Origin of the sequence: Parvibaculum sp., from assembly GCF_030694575.1 — a bacterium.
Taxonomy (GTDB): domain Bacteria; phylum Pseudomonadota; class Alphaproteobacteria; order Parvibaculales; family Parvibaculaceae; genus Parvibaculum.
In genome coordinates this window covers 1-22,903 of sequence record NZ_JAUYUS010000027.1, presented here as the reverse complement: position 1 = coordinate 22,903, position 22,903 = coordinate 1, and the positions used below count along the sequence as shown (strand labels likewise).

The following is a 22,903-nucleotide window of genomic DNA, read 5'->3' as shown; positions in this document are numbered from 1 at the left end:
ACGATAGCGATGATTGTCCTGAGGAGCTTTCCGAGTGAGAAGTAGCCTGTCGGGTCTGTGTATGAGAGTGGGTTGTTGCCGACATAGGTGTATCGGTTGAGGCTCTGTGTATCGGTCGGGTCCTGGACGATCGGATCGGCGGACATGAACCTGCCGATCTCGGGGTCGTAGATGCGGCCGTTCATGTTGACGAGGCCGACATCGTCGATCATCTCGTGGCCGGTGAAGGCGCGCGTCGTCTGCGAGGCGATGGCGCCCGGGGAGAATCGTCAGGGCCGTCCGGTGCCGGGGATATCTTCCCGCCGAAGCCGGGGATATCTCGAACGCGGAAAGGGAAGCGAAAATCCCGCCGGGAAAACGGGCCGGGAAACGCGCACCCTAATTTTGCGGCTGTCACAATTTGCGGGCGAGCTTATCCCCGCTTTTGACCTTCATGACAGATCGATGACAGCCGTGGGAAATCCGGCCTCGCATCCCCGAAGGGAGAGTGGTGCCCAGGGGCGGAATCGAACCACCGACACTGCGATTTTCAGTCGCATGCTCTACCAACTGAGCTACCTGGGCGGAAGCTCCAGGGCGAAGCGGAAGCGGCGCCGCCCTGGCGAGGTTCGCGGTTTATAGGAGATAGATTCCGGCCTGTCCAGAGCCGGGCACGGCCTGGCCAAACATCAACCTCTACAAGGAGTTACCGCTCCGCTTCGTCGTCGTCCGGGCGGATTTGCGAGGCCTCGTCCCACTCGTCCGGCGGCTCGACGGCCGGGATCGCGTAAGCGCCCTTCAGCCAGCGGTTGAGATCGACATCCGCGCAGTGCTTCGAGCAGAAGGGATGAAACTCCGGCGCCGATTTCCTGGTGCAGATCGGGCATGGGCGCGGCGCGCGCAACTTGACGACATTGCCACCGCCTTCACCGGTCACCGTAAATCTCCGTCCTACTGAACAATACCGACATCGATGCGTTCGCGGGGGAAAGCGGGCTCTCCCACCAGATGCAGTTCCGCCGGGACCCTCCGGCGCAATCTCTCGAGAAGATAGGGATTTCCACGCTCGAGCCAATCCACGACTTCCGCCGATGCGCGCGCGACAAGCGGACGGCCGGGCGTCGCCTGCGCTTCGCGGGTAATGCGGCGGAGCAGATCGTTCGCGACCGTGGCGCAGGTCTTGCGGCGCGGGCGGCCATGAGGATAGGCGGGCTCGGTGAGCAGCTTGTCGAGCGGCTCGCGCACACGCTTTCGCGTCATCTCCACGAGACCGAATTCGGACATGCCGGAAATCTGCGTCGGCACGCGATCCTTCGCGAAGCCTTCGTTCAGGGCGTCGATCACCTTCTGGATATTGGCGGGATCGTTCAGATGGATGAAATCGATGACGATGAGGCCGCCGGTGCCGCGCAGGCGGAGCTGATAGACGATCTCGTGCACGGCTTCCAGGTTGATCTTGACGCTGGTTTCCTCAAGTCCGGTCGCCGCCGTATAGCGGCCGGAATTGACGTCGATGGCCGTGAGCGCCTCCGTCGTTTCGATCGTGATCCAGCCGCCGGAGGGAAGTTCGGCGCGCGGCTCCAGCGCCGCTTCGATTTCGCCATCGACATCGTAGAGCGCGAACAGCTCGCCCGGGCCGTTGAAAAGCTGAACACGGTCGAGCATTTCCGGCATGGCGCGGCGGCAATAGCGTTGCGCCTCGCCGAAGGCATCGGCGCAATCGATCAGCACACGCGACGTGTCGGCGCTGACGCAGTCTCGCAGGGTTTTGGAAACGGGGTCGAGATCGTGGAAGACGACGCAGGGCGCGGTGGAACGCTTCTCCGTCTCGCGCACCTTCCGCCATTCCTCGGCGAGCTGGCGCGCATCGGCCGCGATATCCTCGGCGGTTGCGCCGATGGCGGCGGTGCGGACGATGAAGCCGGCGGGTTCGCCCGTGACGCCCATCGGATTGAAACGCTCGACCATCTCGCCGACCAGCGCCGCGAGACGCTCGCGTTCCGGTTCGTCCTCGATGCGGCGCGAGAGTGCGACGCCGGACTGATTGGGAACGAGGACGAGAAGACGGCCGGGAATGGTGACATTGGCGGAAAGCCGCGCACCCTTGTCGCTGATGGGGTCCTTTACCGCCTGCACAAGAATGGTCTGGCCTTCCTGCACGCAAGCGCTGATCGGCGGCAGCGTCCCTTCGTCGAGACCCGTCAGCTCGCAGAGGCAGCGCGCCTCGCGCGCACCGAGGAAGCCGGCGCGCTCAAGGCCGACTTCGACGAAGGCCGCCTGCATGCCCGGCAGCACGCGCTGCACACGGCCAAGAAAGATGTTGCCGATCAGCGAGTGGCCGGCGCGGCCGGTCTTCGCCTTCAGATCGTCTTCCATGGTGCGCTCTAGAAAGAGCTCCACGGGACGCCCGTCCTCAACGATCGCGACGCGCGTCTCGCCGGGACCGACATTGATCAATACTTCTTCCGACATAAAAACCCTGATTTGCGTCCAGCGCGCCCCCGCACACCGGATGCCCCCTCTTCACCCTGAACCTTTTCGATCTCTTGAAAGACCGATCCTAACACTCTTGTTAGCGGAGAGGATAGCCGCGTCAGGACTGCGAGATCACAGGAAATCCGGCGCCTGCGAGCAGCATTGCCGTCTCGTAGAGGGGCAGGCCGACCACGGCAGAATGCGATCCCGTCAGCGCGCGGATGAAGATGGCGGCGCGGCCCTGTATCGCATATCCGCCTGCTTTTCCGCGCCATTCGCCGCCGGCGAGATAGGCCGCCATCTCCGCATCGGAGAGGCGCTTGAAGGTGACGCGGGTTTCGTTGACACGCTCGCTCACGCGGTTCGGCGCGATGAGGTGGATGGCGGTGTAGACGCGGTGCGCGCGGCCCGACAGGAGCTTCAGGCAACCCGCTGCTTCCGCTTCCGTTTCGGGCTTCGGCAGGATGCGGCGGCCACAGGCGACGACGGTGTCGGCGCCGAGCACCAGGGCATCTGGATGGAGGGCTGCTATCGCTTGCGCTTTCTCGCGCGCGAGACGGAGCGCGTGGTCGCGCGGAAGCTCGCTTTTCAGGGGCGTTTCGTCGATGTCGGCGGCCAGGACGAGATCGGGTTCGATGCCGATCTGCGCGAGGAGCGCGAGGCGGCGGGGCGAGGCGCTGGCGAGGATCAGGCGAGGTTTCGCGCCGTTTTCCGACACGGGCGCGTCACTTGAACCGGTAGGTGATCCGGCCCTTCGTCAGGTCGTAAGGCGTCATTTCGACAAGCACCTTGTCGCCCGCGAGGACGCGGATGCGGTTCTTGCGCATCTTGCCCGCCGTGTGGGCGATGATTTCGTGTTCGTTCTCGAGCTTCACGCGGAACGTTGCGTTGGGCAGCAGTTCCGTCACCACGCCCGGAAACTCGAGCAGTTCTTCCTTCGACATTCATTATCCTTCGGAAATTTGCCCGGAGAATGGTCAGAAAGCCCCGGAAAATCAAGAGCCCGGCCCCGGAATTCGCACCGGGGCCGGGCCCAAACCGTTGATTTCCCGTGAGAATCCCGATCAATCGACCAGAAGATACTCGATCGTGGAGACGACGCGGACGGTCTTGGCGACCTGTTCGGTCTCCTGCGTGCCCGGCGTGTTGTCGCGCGGCAGGATTTCGAACTGGCCCTGCCAGGCGCGCCTGATGCCGCCGAGGCTGGAGCCGGAATCGGCGGCGAAGGTTTCAGCGGCTTCGCGGGCGCGTTTGGTGGCTTCCTCGATCATTTCAGGCTTCAAGGCAGCGATGCCGGTGAACAGGTAGGAGGGCCGGACGGGGCCGTATTCGTTAGATAAAACAACACCTTGCTCGACCAGCTCGCTGGTGTCCTTGTTCGCCGCCGCGACCTTGTCGACGTCGGTCGAGCGCAACACGATCTGCTGGGCGATGATGAAGCGGCTTTCGACGGGACCGCTGCTGTAGGCCTGGGCGAGACGGTCGGTGACCTGGGGCGCCTGGAGCTCGATCTCGTCGTCCGAAAAACCGTGCGATTTCAGGAAGTTAGTGACTGCGGTCGCATTGGATTTGACCTGGGCTTGCGTCTCGGCGAGCTCGTTGCCGGTCGCGACGAAGCGCAGGGCCCAGAGCGCGAGGTCGGCCTTAACCTCCCGTTCCGAAAGGCCTTTTACCGATACGGAGCGGTCGCCGAGGCGCGATTTCACGAGCCCCTGACCACCGAGATAACCACCGAGCGCGATACCGAGGCCAAGGATGAGGGCAGCCGTCAGTGTAAAGATGGATTTCATGATAAGGCGTTTCCCCGATTGAGCTTTCGCACTCTTATATCATGCCGATTGAGGCGGATTCGTGAAATGAGGAGAGCGACTGTCATTGAACTGTCAACGATCTGTCACAAACTGAATCCCGGTGCCTCCGGCAAGTCCTCCAAAAAAAAGTAATCCCCGAAAATGCAGATACGACCGGCAACCCGAAATGACGACGAGGCGATCTGGCGGACGATCGAACCGGCGATCCGGGCGGGCGAAACTTATCCCCTGCCCCGCGACCTCGAGCGTGAGGGCGGACTCACCTATTGGTGGACGAAAGGCCATGAGGTTTTCATGGCAGAAGACGACGGGGATATCCTCGGCACATATTATTTGCGTGCGAATACGGGCGGCGGCGGCGCCCATGTCGCCAATTGCGGGTACATGACGGCGCCGGAAGCGCGCGGGCGCGGCGTGGCGCGCGCGATGTGCCTTCATTCGCTCGATGCGGCGCGGGCGCGCGGCTTTCGCGCGATGCAGTTCAACTTCGTGATCTCGACCAACGAGGCGGCGGTGCATCTCTGGCAGGCGTGCGGGTTCGAGATCGTGGGGCGGCTGCCGGGGGCGTTTCTGCATCCTTCGAGGGGGTATGTGGATGCGCTGGTGATGTACCGGATGATTTGAGTACGGAGGGTTTTCCACGCGGAGGCGCGGAGGCGGAAACCGTCATTGCGAGGAGCGCAAGCGACGAAGCAATCCAGGAGCGGCGGGCGTCATGCTTACGGCTACTGGATTGCTTCGCTTCGCTCGCAATGACGGTATGTGTGGAAGCGTCGTGCAGGACATTGACTGCTGAGGGAACCAATGGATCCCGGCTTTCGCCGGGATGACATTCTTATTTTTGGTTTTGCCGGAGCATTCAAAAGATTACCCCGCCGCGCTTTCCTTGCGGGGGAAGCGGGTTTCGATGAGGCGGTGGAGCTGGTTGCGGAGTTCGCGGTAGGCGGCGAGGCGGCGGTCGCGGTTGCCGCCAGTGGGAGAGGCGAGCGGGTCGTCTATCGCCCAGTATTCGACGTCGGTGGCCGACGACCGGGTGAGTTCTTCCGCCTTGTCGCGCGCTTCGGGCGTCAAGGCGACGATGAGGTCGAAGCTCGTCTCCTCCAGATCGTCGAAGCCCTTGGGCGCGCTCGCGGGCGGCGCCATGCCGTCCTCGCGCAGGACTTCCGCCGTGAAGGGGTCCGCTTCCTCGGCGGGCGCGACGCCGGCGGAATCGACGAAGATGCGGTTTCCGTGAAGCTTCTTCAGGATCGCCTCGGCCATGGTCGAGCGGACCGAATTCAGGTTGCAGGCAAAGAGCACCGAGGCGGGCGCCGTCTGCTTGCGTTCGGCTTTTGCGTTTCCGCCTGCCATCGTCATCCCTTGATATGCAGTACACAGATGAGCGTGAAGAGACGGCGCGCGGTGTCAAAATCCATGTCGATCTTGCCCGCGAGACGCTCCTTCAGCAGTTCGGAGCCTTCGTTGTGAAGGCCGCGGCGGCCCATGTCGATCGCCTCGATCTGCGCGGGCGCCGCCGTCTTGATCGCGTCGTAATAGCTTTCGCAGATCATGAAGTAGTCCTTGATGAGCTTGCGAAAAGGCGTAAGCGAGAGGAGGACCTTGCCATGCGGCTCGGAGGGTTCGAGGCGGATGTCGAAGACGAGGCGGTTTTCCTCGATGGCGAGGTGGAGCACGTAGGGCCCGCCATTGCTGCCGACCGGCGCGAAGGTGTTTTCCTCAAGCAGATCGAAGATCGCGACTTTCCGCTCGTGTTCCACGTCCGGGCTGCGGCGCATGACCGTGTGCTCGTCGAGGACGAGATCGGCAATGCGGTACTGCGCGCCCGTGGGCGCGGCGGTTTCCTCATTGCTGTCGTGGGCGCTCTGGTCAGGCATGGTGGCGCAGTTTAAGCCGATTTGGGCGGGGGATGCGAGGGGATGGGGGAGAGGGGGTCTCTCAACTACTCTCAAATGTCATCCCGGCGAAAGCCGGGACCCAATCCACGTTGGCCCCAGATTAAAGTTCGCAGGCAGAGTTCGGAATTGCTCTCATGATGGAGTCTTGCTTGCTGAGGGAACCAATGGGTCCCGGCTTTCGCCGGGATGACATCCTTATTTTTGTCGACCACCGGGGCCAAAGAGAGCGGGGACAGGTTTTGTCGGCTCACATATTCAGGCGGATCGAGACCGATTTGCCGTGGGCGTCGAGGCCTTCGGCTTCGGCCAGCGCGAGGGCGGCGGGGCCGATGGCGCGGAGCGCGGCGGGGTCGCAGCGGACGATCGAGGTGCGCTTCATGAAGTCGAGCACGTTGAGGCCCGACGAGAAGCGCGCGCTGCGGGCGGTCGGCAGCACGTGGTTGGAACCGGCGACGTAATCGCCGATGGCTTCGGGCGTGTAGCGGCCGAGGAAGATGGCACCGGCATTGGAAACGCGCGCGAGGAGCGCATCCGGATCGGCGGTGGCGATTTCCAGGTGTTCGGGGGCGAGGCGGTCGACCAGCGGCACGGCGTCGTCGAGCTTCGCCACCACGATGACGGCACCGAAATCGGCCCAGCTTTTCGTGGCGGTGGTTTCGCGCGGGAGTTCCTTCAACTGGCGCGCAACGGCTTCTTCCACTTTGGTGGCGAAGGCGGCATCGTCCGTTATCAGGATGGATTGCGAGCTTTCGTCGTGCTCGGCCTGGGAGAGAAGATCGGCGGCAATCCATTCCGGGTCGTTATCGCCGTCGGCGAGGACGAGGATTTCGGAAGGGCCCGCGATCATGTCGATGCCGACCTGACCGAAGACCTGGCGCTTCGCCGCCGCGACGAAGGCGTTACCGGGGCCGACGATCTTGTCGACCGGCGCGATGGTGGCGGTGCCGTAGGCGAGCGCGGCGACGGCCTGCGCGCCGCCGACGCGATAGACTTCATCCACGCCGGCGAGCTTCGCGGCGGCCAGCACCAGCGGGTTCACCACGCCGTCCGGCGTCGGAACGGTCATGACGACGCGGGCGACGCCCGCGACCTTGGCGGGGATCGCGTTCATCAGGACGGAGCTTGGATAATTGGCGGTGCCGCCCGGCACATAGAGGCCGACGGCGGCGACGGGGGTCCAGCGGTGGCCGAGTTCGACGCCCTGCGCATCAGTGAAGCGCGCATCTTCCGGCTTCTGGCGGGCGTGATAGGCCTCGATGCGGGCGGCGGCGGTCTTGAGCGCGTCGAGGGTCTTCGCGTCGCAGGCGGCGGTGGCGGCGTCGATGTCGGCTTGCGGGATGGCGAGCGAACCGGCGTCGAGATTTTCGAGGCGGTCGAAACGCTTCGTGTATTCGATGAGGGCGTCGTCGCCGCGCGCGCGGACATCGGCGATGATTTTCGTCACCGTGCCGGCGACATCGACCGAGGCTTCGCGCTTTCCGGTGAGGAGAGCGGCGAAGGCGGCTTCGAAGCTGGCGTCGGCGGCGTTAAGGCGGATGGGCATGACTTCTATCTACCGTTCAATTCGTCATTGCGAGCCCCGAAGGGGCGCGGCAATCCAGAAGAGCCGAAACTTACAGCCCTGGATTGCTTCGCTGCGCTCGCAATGACGGAGTATAAATGTTCCGGGCATTGCCAAATATAAGGATGTCATCCCGGCGAAAGCCGGGATCCAATCCACGGCTGGTTCTGTTTCAGGCTTGCGGGCGGAATTTGGAGCATCCGCCGAATTGAAATCACGCTTGCTGAGGGAACCAATGGGTCCCGGCTTTCGCCGGGATGACATTTGTTTTTTGCCATCAATCCAGATCGTGTTCGGGCTTGTTGGGGGTTTCCCAGACGAGGCCGAGGTCGGAGAGGTGGGTTTCGAGGGCTTCGACTTCGAGGCGGAGTTCGGCGCCGCCGGAGAAGACCAGGGTGACGATGCCGGAGGGCGGGTTCAACTCCTCGAAGCGGATGGCGAGGAGGTTCAGCACGCCTTCGGGTTTGTCCTGCGCGATGTGGCGCGCGCGGACGGCGGTGACGTTTTCGAAATGGAGGCCGGCGCGGACGCGCTCGTGCCCGTGACCGCGCGCCCTGCCCTCGCCTTCCCAGCGGAAACGATTGAGCACCATCGCGAAGCGGCGCGTAGAGGGCAGGAAGGCGAGATCGCGCACCTGACAGACCGCATCCTGAAGGGCGGCGGAAATCACCTGAAGATCGGCTTCATCCTCGGCGGCAAGGCGCAGGTCTTTCGTCATTGCTCCAATTTCTACTGTTTCGCTTTTTCGCGCCAGATATCGGCACCGCAGGCGCTGAGTTTCGCCTCGATGCGCTCGAAGCCGCGATCGAGGTGGTAGACGCGGTTGATGGTGGTTTCGCCCTCGGCGGCGAGGCCCGCGATGATGAGCGCGGCGGAGGCGCGAAGGTCGCTCGCCATGACGGGGGCGCCTTTCAGCTTCTCGACGCCGTGGACCAGCGCCTTGTCGCCGTGGAGCGAGATATTCGCGCCGAAGCGGGCCAGTTCCTGCACATGCATGAAACGGTTTTCGAAAATCGTCTCGGTGATTTCGGATTCGCCGTCGGCCGTCGTCATCAGGGCCATGAACTGGGCCTGAAGATCGGTCGGGAAGCCGGGGAAGACCTGCGTCACGACATCCGTCGCCTGCAGGCGCTCGCCATTGCGGAAGACGCGGACGGCGCCCTGCTCGCTTTCGACGCCCGCGCCGGCGGCGCGCAGCACGGAGAGCGCGGCTTCGAAGGTTTCGGCCTCGACGCCTTCCAGCACGACCTCGCCGCCCGTCATGGCGGCGGCAATGGCGTAGGTGCCGGCCTCGATGCGATCCGCTATGACGCGGTGGGTGGCGCCGTGGAGCCTGTCGACGCCTTCGATACGGAGCGTGGAGGTGCCGATGCCCTCGATCTTGGCGCCCATGGCGACGAGGCAATTGGCGACGTCGCCGATTTCCGGTTCGCGGGCGGCATTTTCGAGGATTGTGACGCCATGGGCGAGCGTGGCGGCCATCATCAGCGTGTGGGTGGCGCCGACCGAGACGATGGGCGAGCGGATGACCGCGCCCTTGAGGCCGCCCGGCGCCTTCGCCAGCACATAGCCTTCGACCAGATCGATCTCGGCGCCCATTTTCTGGAGGCCCTTGATGTAGAGATCGACGGGGCGGGCGCCGATGGCGCAGCCGCCCGGCAGCGAGACCTTGGCCTCGTGGCAGCGCGCGAGAAGGGGGCCGAGCACCCAGAAGCTGGCGCGGATCTGCGAGACGATCTCGTAGGGAGCGGTGGTGGATTTGATGTCGGCGACGCGGATCGTCATGACGTCGGCGTCCTCGCCCCGGTCGATGGCGACATCGCCGCCGAGCTCGGCAAGGAGCTTCGTCAGCGTGCGCACGTCGGCGAGGCGCGGCATGTTGGTCAGGCGGAGCGGCTCATCCGTGAGGAGGGCCGCCGTCATCAGCGGCAGAGCCGCGTTTTTGGCGCCGCTGACGGGGATGCGCCCGTTGAGGCGGCGGCCGCCTCGAATGTGAATGGTGTCCATAAGCCCATGTCCGATCAGGGTTCAGCCGGTTTATACGGGGAGCGGGGCTTCAAGTCACGCCGGGTGAAACCGGAGCGGATATTGCTGGCCGCGCCCCCGCCCCGAAAAATTCCATGAATTTTTCGACCCTCCCCGTCCTTGGTGGCTTGTCCACCAAGGTGGACAAGCGTGGGAGGGTGGGACGTTGTGGCATGGACTTGTGCCTGAAATCAGACCGGATGCGGGCGCTTATTTGTCCTTGCCGGCGTCCTTGCGGTCGCGGGATTGGGCTTTCCGCTTTTTCAGGTTTTCGCGCAGGGCCTCGGCGAGGCGGGCGGTTTTGGCCTTGGCTTCGCGGGTCTGGGCGGCGCGGTCGGTGCCCGTGCCGCCGGGGGTGCGCGGGTCGAAGGTGTTGCGGGTGTTTTTCATGGGCGGCGGCCTTCCGGGATGCGCGATTGGGGCTCTCGGGAGGGATTTAGGTGGTTTCGGTGGGGCACGTCAACATGAGGGCGCGGGCTGCTTGCATGAGGGGGGACCCTGTGGCATTTTCCGCGCCATCGAAGCAGGGGCGAGCCCCGGTTTCGGCCGCCGCGCCCTCCCTATGGCGCGAGGCCCGGCCCACGTAGCTCAGTGGTAGAGCACTCCCTTGGTAAGGGAGAGGTCGAGTGTTCAATCCACTCCGTGGGCACCATTTTTCCCTATCCCAGGCTTTCATAGATCGCTTCGATCAGGGCGCGGTTGCGCGGGTTCTGCCAGCGGGGGCCCATGTCGTTGGTGAGATAGGCGAAGGCGATGCGGGCCGCCGGGTCGCAGAAGCCGAGGGAGCCGCCGGCGCCGAAATGGCCGAAGGCGGCATCGTTGGGGCCCAAGCGGCGCTCGGCCTGGGGCAGTTGGAAGCCGAGGGCGAAGCGCGACTCGCGCTCGAGGACGCGGTCGGGGCCGAAGGAGTGTTCGGTGGTGGCTTCGGCGAGCATGTCGCGCGAGAGGATATCCACACCGTCGATGGCGCCGCCATTCGCCAGCGCCGCATAGACGCGGGCGACGCCGCGCGCGGTGCCGTGGCCGTTGGTGGAGGGGATTTCGGCGAGGCGCCATTCGGCGCTGTTGACCCAGCCGGCGCCGGAAATGCCGGGCGGGTTCCAGTAGGTGTTCCATTTCATCAGGATGTCGTCCGGCAATTCGCCTTCGGGGCGCTCGGGCAGGACGGAAGGCCAGAGGAATTCGGCGCAGCGACGATGCTCCGTGGACGGAAGGCCGATATGGACGTCGGCGCCGAGGGGAGCGGCGATTTCGTCGCGCAGTATGACGCCGAGGGTCTTGCCGCTCGCCCGGCGGACGAGTTCGCCGACGAGATAGCCGAAGGTGTTGACGTGGTAGCCATGGGCGGTGCCGGGCTGCCACCAGGGCTGCTGGTTTTCGAGGGCGGCGATCATGCGCGGCCAGTCGAACATGGCGCCGTCCGGTAGCGCCTCGCGGATGGCGGGGAGGCCGGCCTGGTGGGACAGCATGTGGCGGAGGGTAATCGCCTCCTTGCCTTTGGTGCCGAATGCCGGCCAGAGAGTTGCGGCGGGCGCATCGAGATCGAGCTTGCCCTGCTCGACGAGGCGGAGCGCGACGAGGGCTGTGAACGCCTTGCCGACGGAGAAGAAATTCACCAGCGTGTCGCGCGCCCAGGGCCGCTCGCGCGCGGCATCGCGGAAGCCGCCCCAGAGATCGCAGACGAGACGGCCATCGGCCATCAGCGCGACGGCGGCGCCGGGCTCGCCGCGCTCGCGGAAGTTGGCGGCGAAGGCGTCGCGGATGGGCGCGAAGCGGGGATCGCAGGTGCCGTCCATGGGAATGTCCGACACGCGCTTATCCCAGCAGCGCGAGAAGGGAGAGCGCCATCATGGCCTGACCCACGTAATAGGTGCTCCAGACGATGAGGCCGCGATACGGGATCGGGCCACGGAACTTGTCGAGCGCGATGACGCTGTCGGAGATGACGAAGAGGACGGCGCCGAGGCCGAGCCAGGGCTGACCGGCGGGAATGGCCAGCGCCGAGAGCGCCATGACGAGGATCGCGACGAGATAGGCGCCGAAGGGAAGCTTCATGCGGCCAAGCGCGGGGGCGAGAGAGAGATAAAGCGCGATGGCGCCGAGGCCGACGAAAAGCGAGGCGGCTTTCGCGGGCAGCGTTTCCGGCGAGGAGGCGAGCGGCAGCATGACCGAAATGTAGAAAAGGTGGCTGACGAGGAAGGCGACGAGGCCGCGCATGAAATTGCGCGTGTCGCCCTTCAGCGCGAGGAAGAGATCGCCGAGGCTCGACAGGAGGAAGGCGAGCGCGAGGAGAACGAGAGGCAGCGCGGCGACACCGGGCGCGCCGAGAAGGAGAAGCGGCAGGGGCACGAGGAGGCCGATGGCGAGCGTCTTCAGCGCGGTGCGGAGCGTGGAGGGCGGCTGGCGCTCGACCACCTGATAGGCGATGGCGGCGGCGAGCGAGGCGAGGCCCAGCACGATGCGCAGCGCGTCGAGGCCGTCGCCCCGCATGAAGACCTGTTCGATCATTTTCTCCCCCTGCCCTTTTGCCGTTTCTTGATTGGGGAGAGTTTCGCGCAGATGGGGCGGAGCCGCTATTGAATTTGTCGGGGCGGGCGCCGCGACTCCGCCTCTTTTTATTATTGCGGTGGCGCCTCTATGATCGGGCGTGGACAAGATTCCGGAAGGACGGCAGATGGGCGGCGGAGAGTGGCGGGCGATCGAGAGCTTGCAGAATGCGCAGGCGAAACGGTGGCTGTCGCTCACCGAGACGCGGGGCATCAAGAAGCATGGCGCGTTTCTGCTGTCGGGGCGGAAGACCGTGCCCGAGGCGCTGAACCGGCACGGCGCGCGGTTTACCGCCGTGCTGGCGGCGAAGGCGGAAGACGCCGACGGGCTGCCGCTGCCGGCGGGCATCGCGCGGTATGCCGTGGGGCGGGCGCTGTTCGAGATGCTGGATACCAATGGGACCGGCTTTCCGCTGCTGGCGGGCGAGGTGCCGGAGATGGCGGCGGCGGATTTTTCAAAGCCGCCGAAGGGGCTGGAGCTTCTGTGCGCGCTCGGCGATCCGGCCAATCTGGGGGCGCTGCTCCGGAGTGCTGCGGCCTTCGGCGTGGGCCGCGTCGTGCTGATGGAGGGAGCGGCGCATCCCTTTCATCCGAAGGCGCTCAGAGGCGGGGCGAATGCGCAATTCGAGATGAGCTTCCTGCGGGGCGGCGGGTGGAGCGCGCTCGAAGGCGCGAAGGGGCCGCTGGTGGCGCTCGACGGCGCGGGGGCGGATATGACGGATTACGGCTGGCCGCGCGACCTGCGGCTGGTGCTGGGCGAGGAAGGGCTCGGCGTGCCCCCTGCCCTTACGGCGACACGGCTCGCCATCGCGACGACGGGACGGGTGGAATCGCTCAACGCGACGGTGGCGGCGAGCCTCGCGCTCCATGCCTGGTATGCGGCGCGCGGCAAGAAGTGATCCGGCCGGGGGGCAGCGCCGTAGAGAGGGTTTGAAAGCCGGTGCGCCGGCGGTACAGCCCCTCTCGAGACCCCCGGTATGATATCGCCGATAAAATACGTTCCATCTTTCACCGTTGCGTGCGTGTTGCTTTTCGCCGGGACTTCCGGCGCGGAGCCGGCGGCACCGGATCTCGCCCCCGAGCCGGTGCTGTCGTTTCGCGTCGAGCGCGGCGGCGAGCCCATCGGCACGCATGAGCTGCGCTTTCGCCGCGAGGGCGACGAGCTGCATGTGACCATCGACATCAAGCTTGCGGTGACGTTCGGGCCGCTGACGCTTTTCCGCTATGAACATCGCAACCGCGAGACATGGCGGGACGGGCGGCTGATTGCGCTTGAGACGGCGACGAATGACGACGGCAAGGAATATTGGGTGCGGGCGAAGGCAACGGAAACGGGGCTCGACGTGACAAGCTCCGCCAACGGATCATTCGCGGCACCTGCCGGCATCATCCCCACAAGCTACTGGAACCCGGAGACGACCGGACAGACGCAACTTCTCGACACGCAGAAGGGGCGCATCATCGACGTGGCCATTGCGTCCGCCGGAGACGCGAGCGTCGACGCGGATGGGCGCGAGATCGCGGCGCGGCTCTACGACATGACCGGCGACCTCAAGCTGCGGCTTACTTATTCACGCGATGGAGAATGGCTCAACGTCGCCTTCGCGGCGCGGGGAGCGGAGGTCGATTACGCGGTGACGCGGCTCGACCGGGAGACGCTGCGGCGGCTGGCGCTGCGGTAACCGGCTCAGCCCGTGTTGCGGATTTTCTCAAAGGCGGCGAGAGCGCGGGCGCGGGCATGGCCATGATCGACCAACGGCTTCGGATAAGTCCTGCCAAGGGCGATGCCCGCCTTTGACAGTTCGGCGGCGGGCGCGGCCCATGGCTTGTGGATGAAGCGGGGGTCGAGCCTCGCCAGTTCCGGCACGAAGGTGCGGACATAAGCCCCATCGCCGTCGAACTTCTCACCCTGCAGCACCGGATTGAAGATGCGGAAGTATGGCGCGGCATCGGCGCCGGAGCCCGCGACCCATTGCCAGCTCGCACGGTTCACCGCGAGGTCGGCGTCGACCAGCGTGTCCTCGAACCACTCGGCGCCGCGCCGCCAGTCGATCATCAGATGCTTGACGAGGAAAGAGGCGGCGATCATGCGGACGCGGTTGTGCATCCAGCCGGTCTGCCAGAGCTGGCGCATACCGGCATCGACGATGGGGTAGCCGGTTTCGCCTTTGGTCCATGCGGTGAAGGCGGCGGTGTCGTCCCGCCACGGGAAGGCGTCGAATTGCGATTTCCAGTTTTCCCGTGCGATGTCCGGCCAGTGGAAGAGGAGGTGGTGGGCGAAGTCGCGCCATGCCAGTTCGCGCAGGAAGGCCCTGCCCGCTTCCGCACCCGAGGGATGCACGGCGGTTGCGGTTTCGACGGTAGCCCAGATGCGGTGCGGGGAGATTTCACCCCAGTGGAGATGCGGCGAGAGGCGGGACGTGCCTTCGGCGGCGGGGATGTCGCGGGCTTCGCGGTAGCCGTTCATCGCTTCGCCGATGAAAGCGGCGAGGCGGGAGTGCGCTGCGCGCTCGCCGGGCTGCCATGTCGCGCGGAGGCCACCCGCCCAATCGGGCTTCGAGGGGCGGAGCGGCCATGACGAAAGATCGTCCGAAGGGAGCGAGGGAACGCCCGCGAGTTTCTTCGGCGCGGGAAGCGGCGCGGGGAAAGGGATTTGCGCGAGCGCGCGCCAGAAGGGCGTGAAGACCTTGTAGGGGCCGCCCGATTGCGTCCTCACCTGCCACGGTTCGGCGAGGAGGGAACCGTTGAAGCTCTCGACCTCGATGTCCCGCGCCGTCAGCGCGGATTTGAGCGCCTTGTCGCGCGCGATCAGAGGCGGCTCGTAGAGGCGGTTCCAGAAGATGGCGCGCGCGCCCGTTTCCGCCGCGAGGGCGGGGAGTATCTCCGAGGGGGAACCTCGCCGGAGAATGAGCGGCGCGCCGAGGCGAGCAAGGCTTTCGCCAAGGGCATGGAGACTGCCATGGAGCCACCAGCGGGAGGCGGCGCCGGGCATGTCCGCCGGATCGAGGATGAAGAGGGGGATGACGGGACCGCGCGCCACGGCGGCGGCGAGCGCCGGATTGGCGTCGAGACGCAGGTCGCGACGGAACCAGAGGATGACGGGGCTGGCGGACATGGCAGGGGAACTCGCGAGGATTTCCCTTCAATACGAAACGGGCACTTGCGCGGATCAGCGGCGGGAGCGGAGCCAGTGGAGAAGCGCGGCGGCGTTTTCCAGCGCGAAGGCCCTGCCCCGCCGGCTCCATTCATAGGCATTCGGGTAGATGCGCTGGAAGACGGGGCCGATGCCTGTGTATTGCATCGTGTGGCCAAGGCTGTGGATGCGGCGCGCGGTGACGAGCCAGAAGGGGCTGACGATGAGGCTGAGCGCGATGACGGAGAGCGCGAGCTGGTAGCTCTCGCGGTCGATGGCGCCCGCGCCGAGGCCCGCCTTCGCCAGCACGAAGGAAAACTCGCCGACCTGCGCCATGACGAGCCCGGCGATGAAGGCATCTTCCCAAGGCACGCGCAGGAAATAAAGAATGGCGATGTTGGACGCCGTTTTCGCCACGAGGATGACGAAGACGAGGAGCAGCACGATCCAGAGATTTTCCACGATGAAGGCGAGATCGATCAGCAGGCCGATGGAGAGGAAGAAGACCATCAGCAGAATGCTCTGCACGGGCGATGTGAAGAAGATGGCGGCGCGACGGTCCGTCGAGGCGCCGAGAATGAGGCCGGCGAGGAAGGCGCCGTAGGAGGGCGAGAGGCCGAGATAGCCGGAGCCGGCGGCGAAGACGAAGCAGAAGGCGATGGCCGCCAGGGGCGCGAGGTCCGGCTGGTTGCGGAGATAGCGGCTCCAGGGAAGCACCAGACGCTCGCGCCGCGAGAGAAGAACGGCGACGCCGGCGAGGATGCCGATGGCGGCAATGAGCTTGAAGGCAAGCCAGATGTCGATGCCGACGCCTTGAGCGGAGCCGAGCGACTGCACGATGACGAGCATCGGGATAATGAGAAGGTCCTGCGCGATGAGGACGCCCATCGTGACGCGGCCGGCATTGGTGCGCAGTTCGCCGATCTCCGACAGCATCTTGATGCCGACGGCGGTGGAAGAGAGCGAGAGCACGAAGCCGAGGACGAGGGAACGCTCGAAGCTCCAGCCGAGCAGTTCGCCCGCGCCCCATGTGAGCCCGATGGCGACGAGCGATTGCAGCCCGGCGCAGAGGAGCGCGATGCGGAAGACATTGCGGAAGGTCTTGAGGCTGAGTTCGAGGCCGATGAGAAAGAGGAGGAGCAGCACGCCGAGTTCGGCGAAGAGGTCGATGCCTTCCGCCGAGCGGACGAGGCCGAGGCCGCCCGGACCCAGCACGACGCCCGCCAGGATGTAGCCGACGATGGCGGGCTGGCGCAGGCGGATGAGCGCGAAGCCGCAGGCCAGCGCGATCACGATAAGCAGGGTGACGGAATTCAGCGTGAGCACGTCGTGCATAGGCGAGGAGACCCCAAGACCCGGAGAATCAGGCGGAAACCATGATTGCCCAACGGCTTAGCGGGCGGAAGGGCCGCGGCGAGGATTTTGCGGTTCCTTGGCGGAATGACCCCGATGGTGCATTTGGTTCATTCATCCGGCCCCCTATTTACGGTATTGTATGCAGAGATGACCCCGGAGGAGGTTTGCAGAATGACCCATATCACCAAGGACAGCGCCTATAACGCCGTGGCGCCGGACGACTTTCCCGCAATGATGGAAGTCGACCGCTATGGAGCGCGCTCGACCGCCTTCGACAAGATCATCTCCGCGACGCACGACCATTTCTGGGATCCGCTGGACAAGAAATATATCGACTTCACGCAACCCTTCGACATGAAACGGCAGACCGTGGTGCCGATGGATTTCGTGCTGGAACTGCAGACGCCCATCGCCGACCGGCTGAGCGAGGAAGAGAAGATCGCGCTGTCCAACGAAAGCGCGCGGTGGATGCTGTCGTCGATCCTGCATGGCGAGGCGGGTGCGCTCGCCCTTTCCGCCAGCCTCTGCCACATATTGAAGGATCCGGGGGCGCAGGAATATGCGGCGAACCAGGCGCGCGAGGAAGCGCGCCACGTGACGGGCTTTGCGAAATATATCGAGGCGCGGTGGGGGAAGCCGCTGCCCGTGGGGCCGACGCTCGGCAATCTCCTCACCGACATCGTGAACGCGCCGGAGGTCTACAAGAAGGTCGTCGGCATGCAGATGCTGGTGGAAGGGCTTGCGATGGGCGCCTTCGCCTCACTCTATTCCTATTCGAACGATCCGCTGCTGCGCCATCTCTGCCAGCTCGTGATGACGGACGAAGCCTTCCACCACAAGTTCGGGAAAATCTGGGCGGACCGCACGGTGCCGCATCTGACCGAGCAGGAGCGCAACGTCATCGAGGACTGGGCGGCGGAATGTTTCCAGACGCTGCTGTTCAACCTTGCGAACCCCGAACAGAAGAAGGTGATCTATGCGCAGTTCGGCCTCGACTGGGAGGAAGTGCTGCACGAGGTACTGAAGAGCCGGACGGACGAAAAGCGCCGCAAGGCGATGTCGAACCAGACCAACATCTTCCGTGTGCTGACCAAGACGCTGCTCAAGGCCGGCATCATCACCGACCGGACGAAGGGTTTCTATGCGACCTATGTCGACATGGATGAGCTTCGCAAGGAAGGCGACGAGATGATCGGCGACGCGATTGCCGAGGACGGCATCGAGTACCTCAAGCGGGTGAATTTTTCCGGCGCGGGGAGAACGGTGAGCGCGGCGGAGTAGCGGCTTCCGCTCAATCGACCGTGCGTTCCTTGCGTTGAATGCGGTGAACCCGCCCCAAACGGCTTGCAGCCGTTTGACCCTCCCCGAGGGGAGGGTGGAAGGAAGGTCAGGCGCCGGTCAGTCCGTGCGGGCGACGGGGAGGATGTAGGCTTCCCTGCCCTCGCCGCCGGTGACGGCGCGGATGCGGTAGGTTTCTTCGAGATTGGCGGGCGTCAGGACTTCATCCGGGCGCCCGTCGGCTTTTACGGTGCCGCCGTCGAGCAGGATGAGCCGGTCGCAATAGCGCGCGGCGAGCGAGAGGTCGTGGAGGACGGCGACGACCATGCGCCCCTCTCCTTTTTCATTTGGGGCGGCATAGGCGCGCAGAACTTCCATGATGCGGATCTGGTGATAGGGGTCGAGCGAGGCGACGGGCTCGTCGACCAGCAGCAGCGGCGCTTCGACGGCCAGCGCGCGGGCGAGCAGCACGCGGGCGCGCTCGCCGCCCGACAGGGTGAGCACATCGCGGCCACGGAAACTTTCGACATCGGCGAGCGACATGGCGCGGGCGATGGCGGCTTCGTCGGCGGGCGCGGGCGCGCGGAAAGGCGCGAGATGCGGCAGGCGGCCGAGCGCGACGAGGCGGGAGACTTCGAGCGGCCAATGGCTGCCGGCGCCTTGCGCGAGATAGGCGATGGCGCGGGCGCGGGCACGCGGCTCCATCGAGGAGACGGATGCGCCGTCGAGGGTAACGCTGCCGGTGAAGGGAATAAGGGCGGCAGCGGCGCGGACCAGCGTCGTCTTGCCGACGCCGTTCGGACCGATGAGGCCGATGAATTGCGCGCCGGACGCTTCGAGCGAGACGCCGCGCACGACATGGGTTTGCCCGAGCGATGCGTGAAGATTTTCGATTGTGAGGCGCATCACGGGGCCTCCTTCCGGGTTTTCAGGATCAGCCAGAGGAAGAAGGGCGCGCCGATGAGGGCGGTGACGACGCCGAGTTTCGGCTCGGGGCCGTTAACGGGCACGCGCACCAGAAGATCGGCGGCGAGGACGAGCGCCGCGCCCGCCAGCGCGCTCGGGAGCAGCAGCGATGCAGGCCGGGGGCCGACAAGCGAGCGCATCAGATGCGGCACGACGAGGCCGACGAAACCGATGACGCCCGTGACGGAGACGGCGGCGCCGACGGCGAGGCCCGTGCCCGCAATGGCGCGGAGCGTGACGGAGCGGCGCGAGAAGCCGAGCGTCGCCGCCGTGTCCTCGCCGAGCGAGAGCGCGTCGAGCGCGCGGGCGGTGGAGGCGACGAGGAGCCAGCCGGCGAACATGAAGGGAAGCACGAACCAGACCTGCGCCATGCTGCGGTCCGTCAGCGAGCCGAGCATCCAGAAGACGATTTCGAGCGCGGCATAGGGGCTGGGCGAGAGGTTGAGCGCGAGCGACGTCAACGCGCCGGTGAAGGCGGAGATGGCGACGCCCGCGAGGATGATGGTGACGATGGACGGATTGCGGCCGGCCAGCAGATAGAGCGTGGCGAGCGCGGCGAGAGCGCCGGCAATGCCGCCGAGCGGCACGAACATGACGGAGCCCACGGCGGCGCCGAAATAGAAGACGAGGACGGCCCCGAGCGCGGCGCCGCCAGAGGCGCCGATGAGGCCGGGCTCGGCGAGCGGATTGCGCAACAAGCCCTGAAGGCCCGCGCCTGTGAGGCCGAGCGTCGCGCCGACGAGGAGGCCGAGAGCCGCGCGGGGCAGACGCACTTCGGTGAGAACGAGCCAGGCGAGGTCGCGGTCGATCTCGCTCATGGTGCGGAACTTGTCGGCGAGGAGTTCGCCGCCGCGGCCGAGATAGACGGAGAGGGCGAAGAGGAGCGCGACGAGGAGCGCGAGCGTGGCGCTGACGAGCCAGGCGTTGAGGGGGCGGGTTCTCAATGCGTTGCCTCCGGCCCGGTCATCTCGTCATGGGCGGCGGCGAGACGGGCGGCTATGGCGGTGACGAAGCGGGTGCTGCAGTTCCAGTCGCGGGCGGGGAGATCGACCTCATGGGTGTAGCGCTCGCGGTAGAGCTTGAGCGCGGGGTGCTGGAGCAGCGCGGATGCCTGCGAGGGCTGGCCCGGACGGTAGATGCCTATGGCCATGAGGTTGGGGCGCAGGGCGATCACGTCTTCTATGCCCGGATAGACGAGGCCGATTTCATTTTCCTCGCGGATCACATTGTCGAAGCCGGCATGGGCGAGGATGTAGCCGAGGATGCTGTTCGGGACGACCGCGCCGCCGAGGTCCTGATAGAGGATGGCGGTGGGGCGCGCGGGGCCGGTGCGGCGGGCGGCTTCCATTTCGGCATCGAAGCGCGCGGCGAGGGCCGCGCCTTCCGCCTCGCGGCCGAGGGCGGCGGCGACGGTTTCGATGTTGTCGCGGATGTCGGCGAAGGTGCGGGCGTCCTTCACGGTGACGACGGGAATGCCGATGCGGCCGAGGAGATCGAGCGTGAAGGGGGAGGTGTAGCGATGCGCGAGCACGAGATCGGGCGCGAAGGGAAGAATGTCCTCGATGCGGCCGTCATTCGGCGGCACGTCCTGGAGGAGATGGGCGACGGCGGAATCATGCGGGTCGCGGCCGAGGCGGAAGACGGATTTGAGCGTGCCGGGGGCGGCAAGCTCGGCGGCGAGGATGTCGGAGCAGAGATTGATGGAGACGACGCGCTGCGGCGGTTCGGCGCGCGCGGATGCGGCCGCCGCGAGGCAGGCGAGGAACGCCAGAAGGGCCATTGAAATTCGCGTCATCGTGCCGCCTCGGATTCGGAGCGGGCGGAGTGTAGACGCTCGGGGCGGAGGGGCAAAGGGCGGGAAAAGCCTTCCGTATGGCCACTGAAATGCTCTACCTTCGCGGCAAAACAAGACAAGACGGGAAACAGGGATGCTGACGCTTTATCACTGCACCGGCTCGCGCTCGATGCGGTCGCTGTGGCTGCTCAACGAGATGGGGATCGATTTCGAGCTGAAGGAACTGCCTTTCAGCATGGAAGGTCTGCGGACGCCGGCGTACCTCTCGATCTCGCCGCTGGGGCGCGTGCCCTGCCTTGTCGATGGCGATGTGTCCGTGTTCGAGTCCGGCGCCATCGCGCAGTATCTCGGCGAGCATTACGACCCGGAAGGGAAGCTGCACCGGCCGATGGGACATGCCGAGCGGACGGAATGGCTGATCTGGCTTCACTATGCGGAGACGATGGCCGTGCATGGCGCGAGCCTTGTGCAGCAGCGGGTTTTCATTGCCAAGGAAGACCGCTCGCCGGTGGTGCAGAAGCTCGAGTCGCGGCGGCTGGAGAAGTCGCTCGAGGTGGTGGACAAGCATCTCGCGGACCGGGAGTACCTGCTGAGGAGCGGGTTCAGCACGGTGGACACGAACGTCGGCTACAGCGTGCATCTCGCGAAGGGGTTCGTGAGCCTCGATCCGTTTCCGAATGTCGTGAACTATTACGAGCGGATTTCGGCGCGGCCGGCCTTCATCAAGGCGGCGGCGAGCGTGCCGCTCAACGAGCAGGCGCCGAAGAAAGCCTAGGCACTATCTCCATCACCGGCTTCGGTGTGCGGTCTTCCCTGAAGAGGCCCCAATGGGCTTCTTCGGGATGGACGCCCGCGACGGGGCTTTCGTCGTGGACGCGCCAGGGGGCGTCGAAGGCGGCGAAATACGCGAAGGCGAGGTCGCGCGAGGGCGGCATGGCCTTCATCAGTTCGCCGTAGAAAGCCGCCTGCTTCTCCTCGTCATAACCTTCTTCCGCGGGGCCGGTGGGCACGCCGGTTTCCTTGACGAGGATGGGACCGCAGAAGCTTTCGGCGGCGAGACGGGCCGTCACCTGCTTCACGAAATCCGCCCAGTTGAAGGGCGGCGCGTCCGAGAACCATTTCTCGAAAGCGGGATGGACGTTCACCGCCATGAAATCCAGTTCGGCGAGCAGCGGGGCGGCATCGGCGCCGTCGAGAAACTGCGCGAAGGGCTCCGTTACCGTGAGCGGAAGGCCGGGCGCCCGTTTCCTGAAATCCGCGACGATGCCGGTCAGCTCATCCCAATCGGCACGCTTGCCGAGGATCATTTCATTGCCGAGAGAGACGCCGACGACGATATCGGGATGCTGCTTCCAGGCGGCGAGCGCGTTGGCGACCTCGACGTCGTCTTCCGGGTCCCATATGCCCATGACGACGGCCCTGTAGCCCAGTTCCTTCGCGATGGCGGGGATACGCTCGGCGCCGCTGTGGGCGCCGTAGGTGACGAGGCTGTCGAACCAGGGGCGGAGCGTCTTGAGGTCTTCGCGGATCGAGACCTCGCTCGCCTGCACGGGATTGCCGTCCCAGATCTTGAGGTCGGTCGGCTGATAGGCGATGAAGCGGCCCTCGGCCATAGCGTCCTGGAGCCGGGTGAGCGCCGGGGAGGTCTCGTCGCGCGTCGCGCAGACGGGAGCGGCGTGGGAGGTGGCGATGCCCGCGAGAATGAAGAGGGTGGCGAGGAGGATGCGCATGGCCCAATAACTAGGCCGCCAATGTGGCGATTTCCAGTTCACCGAGATGGAATGAACTTGCTCCGGTTGTACCCGGATTTTCGGCCCTTACCCCTCCCCAAACGGCTTGCAGCCGTTTGACCCTCCCACAGGGGGAGGGTGGAAGGGCCGATCGGCACCGGACACGCAAAAGCCCGGCTCCTCGCGGAGCCGGGCTCTCGTGATTCAGAGGCGTGCCTGAGCAGCCAAGCCTTAGATGGCTTCCTTCAGGTCCTTCGCGACGCGGAAGGCGACCTTCTTGGAGGCTTTGATCTTGATGGCTTCGCCCGTCGCGGGGTTGCGGCCCATGCGGGCGGCGCGCTTGCGCACCTGCA

The 22,903-nt window shown here is 65.5% G+C and carries 26 protein-coding genes and 2 tRNA genes; 6 read left to right on the top strand and 22 right to left on the bottom strand.

Features of this window, described 5'->3' with window-relative positions; genetic code table 11:
• From Q8S60_RS05415 to Q8S60_RS05385, 7 genes are all read right to left on the bottom strand, one after another.
• A partial coding sequence (locus tag Q8S60_RS05415; RefSeq protein ID WP_305668402.1) for an RHS repeat-associated core domain-containing protein occupies window positions 1–212 on the bottom strand: 212 nt, incomplete at its 3' end.
• A gap of 276 nt (window positions 213–488) precedes the next feature.
• Window positions 489–564: transfer RNA gene (locus Q8S60_RS05410), tRNA-Phe, on the bottom strand.
• A 121-nt stretch (window positions 565–685) separates the two neighbouring features.
• Window positions 686–916, bottom strand: a complete 231-nt coding sequence (yacG, locus tag Q8S60_RS05405; RefSeq protein WP_305275950.1) for a DNA gyrase inhibitor YacG — start codon at window positions 914–916, stop codon at window positions 686–688.
• Between the two features lie 14 nt (window positions 917–930).
• Window positions 931–2,451, bottom strand: coding sequence for an Rne/Rng family ribonuclease (locus tag Q8S60_RS05400; RefSeq protein ID WP_305275949.1), 1,521 nt, complete (start codon window positions 2,449–2,451; stop codon window positions 931–933).
• Between the two features lie 121 nt (window positions 2,452–2,572).
• Window positions 2,573–3,172 carry a nucleoside triphosphate pyrophosphatase gene (locus Q8S60_RS05395; protein ID WP_305275948.1) on the bottom strand — a complete coding sequence of 200 codons (600 nt, stop codon included), beginning with the start codon at window positions 3,170–3,172 and terminating at the stop codon, window positions 2,573–2,575.
• 7 nt (window positions 3,173–3,179) lie between these two features.
• Window positions 3,180–3,398, bottom strand: coding sequence for a translation initiation factor IF-1 (gene infA / locus Q8S60_RS05390; protein WP_011995440.1), 219 nt, complete (start codon window positions 3,396–3,398; stop codon window positions 3,180–3,182).
• Window positions 3,399–3,518: 120 nt separating this feature from the next.
• Window positions 3,519–4,244 carry an SIMPL domain-containing protein gene (locus Q8S60_RS05385; RefSeq protein ID WP_305275947.1) on the bottom strand — a complete coding sequence of 242 codons (726 nt, stop codon included), beginning with the start codon at window positions 4,242–4,244 and terminating at the stop codon, window positions 3,519–3,521.
• Between the two features lie 162 nt (window positions 4,245–4,406).
• Here Q8S60_RS05385 and Q8S60_RS05380 point away from each other — a divergent pair, with 162 nt between their 5' ends.
• Window positions 4,407–4,889 (top strand): GNAT family N-acetyltransferase, encoded by a 483-nt coding sequence (locus Q8S60_RS05380; protein WP_305275946.1) that lies wholly within the window; start codon window positions 4,407–4,409, stop codon window positions 4,887–4,889.
• 243 nt (window positions 4,890–5,132) lie between these two features.
• Here the strand turns inward: Q8S60_RS05380 and Q8S60_RS05375 are convergent, their stop codons facing one another.
• From Q8S60_RS05375 to Q8S60_RS05350, 6 genes are all read right to left on the bottom strand, one after another.
• On the bottom strand, window positions 5,133–5,615 hold the full coding sequence (locus tag Q8S60_RS05375; RefSeq protein ID WP_305275945.1) for a low molecular weight phosphatase family protein: 483 nt from the start codon (window positions 5,613–5,615) through the stop codon (window positions 5,133–5,135).
• 2 nt (window positions 5,616–5,617) lie between these two features.
• Entirely contained in the window at window positions 5,618–6,139 is a 522-nt protein-coding gene (locus Q8S60_RS05370; RefSeq protein WP_305275944.1) for a UPF0262 family protein, read from the bottom strand.
• A 268-nt stretch (window positions 6,140–6,407) separates the two neighbouring features.
• Window positions 6,408–7,703 carry a histidinol dehydrogenase gene (gene hisD / locus Q8S60_RS05365; RefSeq protein WP_305275943.1) on the bottom strand — a complete coding sequence of 432 codons (1,296 nt, stop codon included), beginning with the start codon at window positions 7,701–7,703 and terminating at the stop codon, window positions 6,408–6,410.
• A gap of 295 nt (window positions 7,704–7,998) precedes the next feature.
• Window positions 7,999–8,439, bottom strand: a complete 441-nt coding sequence (locus tag Q8S60_RS05360) for a DUF2948 family protein (RefSeq protein WP_305275942.1) — start codon at window positions 8,437–8,439, stop codon at window positions 7,999–8,001.
• An 11-nt stretch (window positions 8,440–8,450) separates the two neighbouring features.
• The gene (murA, locus tag Q8S60_RS05355) at window positions 8,451–9,728 is read right to left on the bottom strand and encodes a UDP-N-acetylglucosamine 1-carboxyvinyltransferase (RefSeq protein ID WP_305275941.1); all 1,278 of its coding nucleotides are present in this window, start codon (window positions 9,726–9,728) and stop codon (window positions 8,451–8,453) included.
• 228 nt (window positions 9,729–9,956) lie between these two features.
• Window positions 9,957–10,136 carry a hypothetical protein gene (locus Q8S60_RS05350; protein ID WP_305275940.1) on the bottom strand — a complete coding sequence of 60 codons (180 nt, stop codon included), beginning with the start codon at window positions 10,134–10,136 and terminating at the stop codon, window positions 9,957–9,959.
• Window positions 10,137–10,323: 187 nt separating this feature from the next.
• Here Q8S60_RS05350 and Q8S60_RS05345 point away from each other — a divergent pair.
• Window positions 10,324–10,398 (top strand) — tRNA-Thr (locus Q8S60_RS05345).
• A gap of 7 nt (window positions 10,399–10,405) precedes the next feature.
• Here Q8S60_RS05345 and Q8S60_RS05340 read toward each other — a convergent pair.
• Complete coding sequence (locus Q8S60_RS05340; protein WP_305275939.1) at window positions 10,406–11,557, bottom strand: serine hydrolase; 1,152 nt, start codon at window positions 11,555–11,557, stop codon at window positions 10,406–10,408.
• 4 nt (window positions 11,558–11,561) lie between these two features.
• A complete protein-coding gene (locus tag Q8S60_RS05335) occupies window positions 11,562–12,254 on the bottom strand; it encodes a lysoplasmalogenase (protein WP_305275938.1) in 693 nt (230 codons plus the stop codon).
• Window positions 12,255–12,393: 139 nt separating this feature from the next.
• Between Q8S60_RS05335 and Q8S60_RS05330 the strand changes: the two genes are divergently transcribed.
• Complete coding sequence (locus Q8S60_RS05330) at window positions 12,394–13,191, top strand: RNA methyltransferase (RefSeq protein ID WP_305275937.1); 798 nt, start codon at window positions 12,394–12,396, stop codon at window positions 13,189–13,191.
• 78 nt (window positions 13,192–13,269) lie between these two features.
• Complete coding sequence (locus Q8S60_RS05325) at window positions 13,270–13,974, top strand: DUF6134 family protein (RefSeq protein WP_305275936.1); 705 nt, start codon at window positions 13,270–13,272, stop codon at window positions 13,972–13,974.
• A 5-nt stretch (window positions 13,975–13,979) separates the two neighbouring features.
• Here Q8S60_RS05325 and Q8S60_RS05320 read toward each other — a convergent pair whose 3' ends face one another.
• Window positions 13,980–15,407 carry a deoxyribodipyrimidine photo-lyase gene (locus tag Q8S60_RS05320; RefSeq protein ID WP_305275935.1) on the bottom strand — a complete coding sequence of 476 codons (1,428 nt, stop codon included), beginning with the start codon at window positions 15,405–15,407 and terminating at the stop codon, window positions 13,980–13,982.
• Between the two features lie 54 nt (window positions 15,408–15,461).
• Window positions 15,462–16,760 carry a cation:proton antiporter gene (locus tag Q8S60_RS05315; protein WP_305275934.1) on the bottom strand — a complete coding sequence of 433 codons (1,299 nt, stop codon included), beginning with the start codon at window positions 16,758–16,760 and terminating at the stop codon, window positions 15,462–15,464.
• Between the two features lie 192 nt (window positions 16,761–16,952).
• Here Q8S60_RS05315 and Q8S60_RS05310 point away from each other — a divergent pair, with 192 nt between their 5' ends.
• Window positions 16,953–18,062, top strand: a complete 1,110-nt coding sequence (locus Q8S60_RS05310; RefSeq protein WP_305325814.1) for a diiron oxygenase — start codon at window positions 16,953–16,955, stop codon at window positions 18,060–18,062.
• Window positions 18,063–18,179: 117 nt separating this feature from the next.
• Here the strand turns inward: Q8S60_RS05310 and Q8S60_RS05305 are convergent, their stop codons facing one another.
• From Q8S60_RS05305 to Q8S60_RS05295, 3 genes are read right to left on the bottom strand one after another with little or no spacing between them, the layout of a single operon-like run.
• Window positions 18,180–18,965, bottom strand: a complete 786-nt coding sequence (locus Q8S60_RS05305; RefSeq protein WP_305276411.1) for an ABC transporter ATP-binding protein — start codon at window positions 18,963–18,965, stop codon at window positions 18,180–18,182.
• On the bottom strand, window positions 18,965–19,969 hold the full coding sequence (locus tag Q8S60_RS05300) for an iron ABC transporter permease (RefSeq protein WP_305275932.1): 1,005 nt from the start codon (window positions 19,967–19,969) through the stop codon (window positions 18,965–18,967). The genes Q8S60_RS05305 and Q8S60_RS05300 overlap by 1 nt, the downstream gene beginning before the upstream one ends.
• A complete protein-coding gene (locus Q8S60_RS05295; RefSeq protein WP_305275931.1) occupies window positions 19,966–20,820 on the bottom strand; it encodes an ABC transporter substrate-binding protein in 855 nt (284 codons plus the stop codon). Before Q8S60_RS05295 ends, Q8S60_RS05300 begins: the two co-directional genes overlap by 4 nt.
• Window positions 20,821–20,953: 133 nt before the next feature.
• Here Q8S60_RS05295 and Q8S60_RS05290 point away from each other — a divergent pair, with 133 nt between their 5' ends.
• A complete protein-coding gene (locus tag Q8S60_RS05290; RefSeq protein ID WP_305275930.1) occupies window positions 20,954–21,595 on the top strand; it encodes a glutathione S-transferase family protein in 642 nt (213 codons plus the stop codon).
• Here Q8S60_RS05290 and Q8S60_RS05285 read toward each other — a convergent pair.
• Window positions 21,567–22,550 carry a hypothetical protein gene (locus Q8S60_RS05285; RefSeq protein WP_305275929.1) on the bottom strand — a complete coding sequence of 328 codons (984 nt, stop codon included), beginning with the start codon at window positions 22,548–22,550 and terminating at the stop codon, window positions 21,567–21,569. The two genes, Q8S60_RS05290 and Q8S60_RS05285, sit on opposite strands and share 29 nt — an antisense overlap.
• Before the next feature lie 231 nt (window positions 22,551–22,781).
• Window positions 22,782–22,903 (bottom strand): HU family DNA-binding protein (locus Q8S60_RS05280; RefSeq protein ID WP_305668403.1); only part of this gene is annotated, 122 nt, incomplete at its 5' end.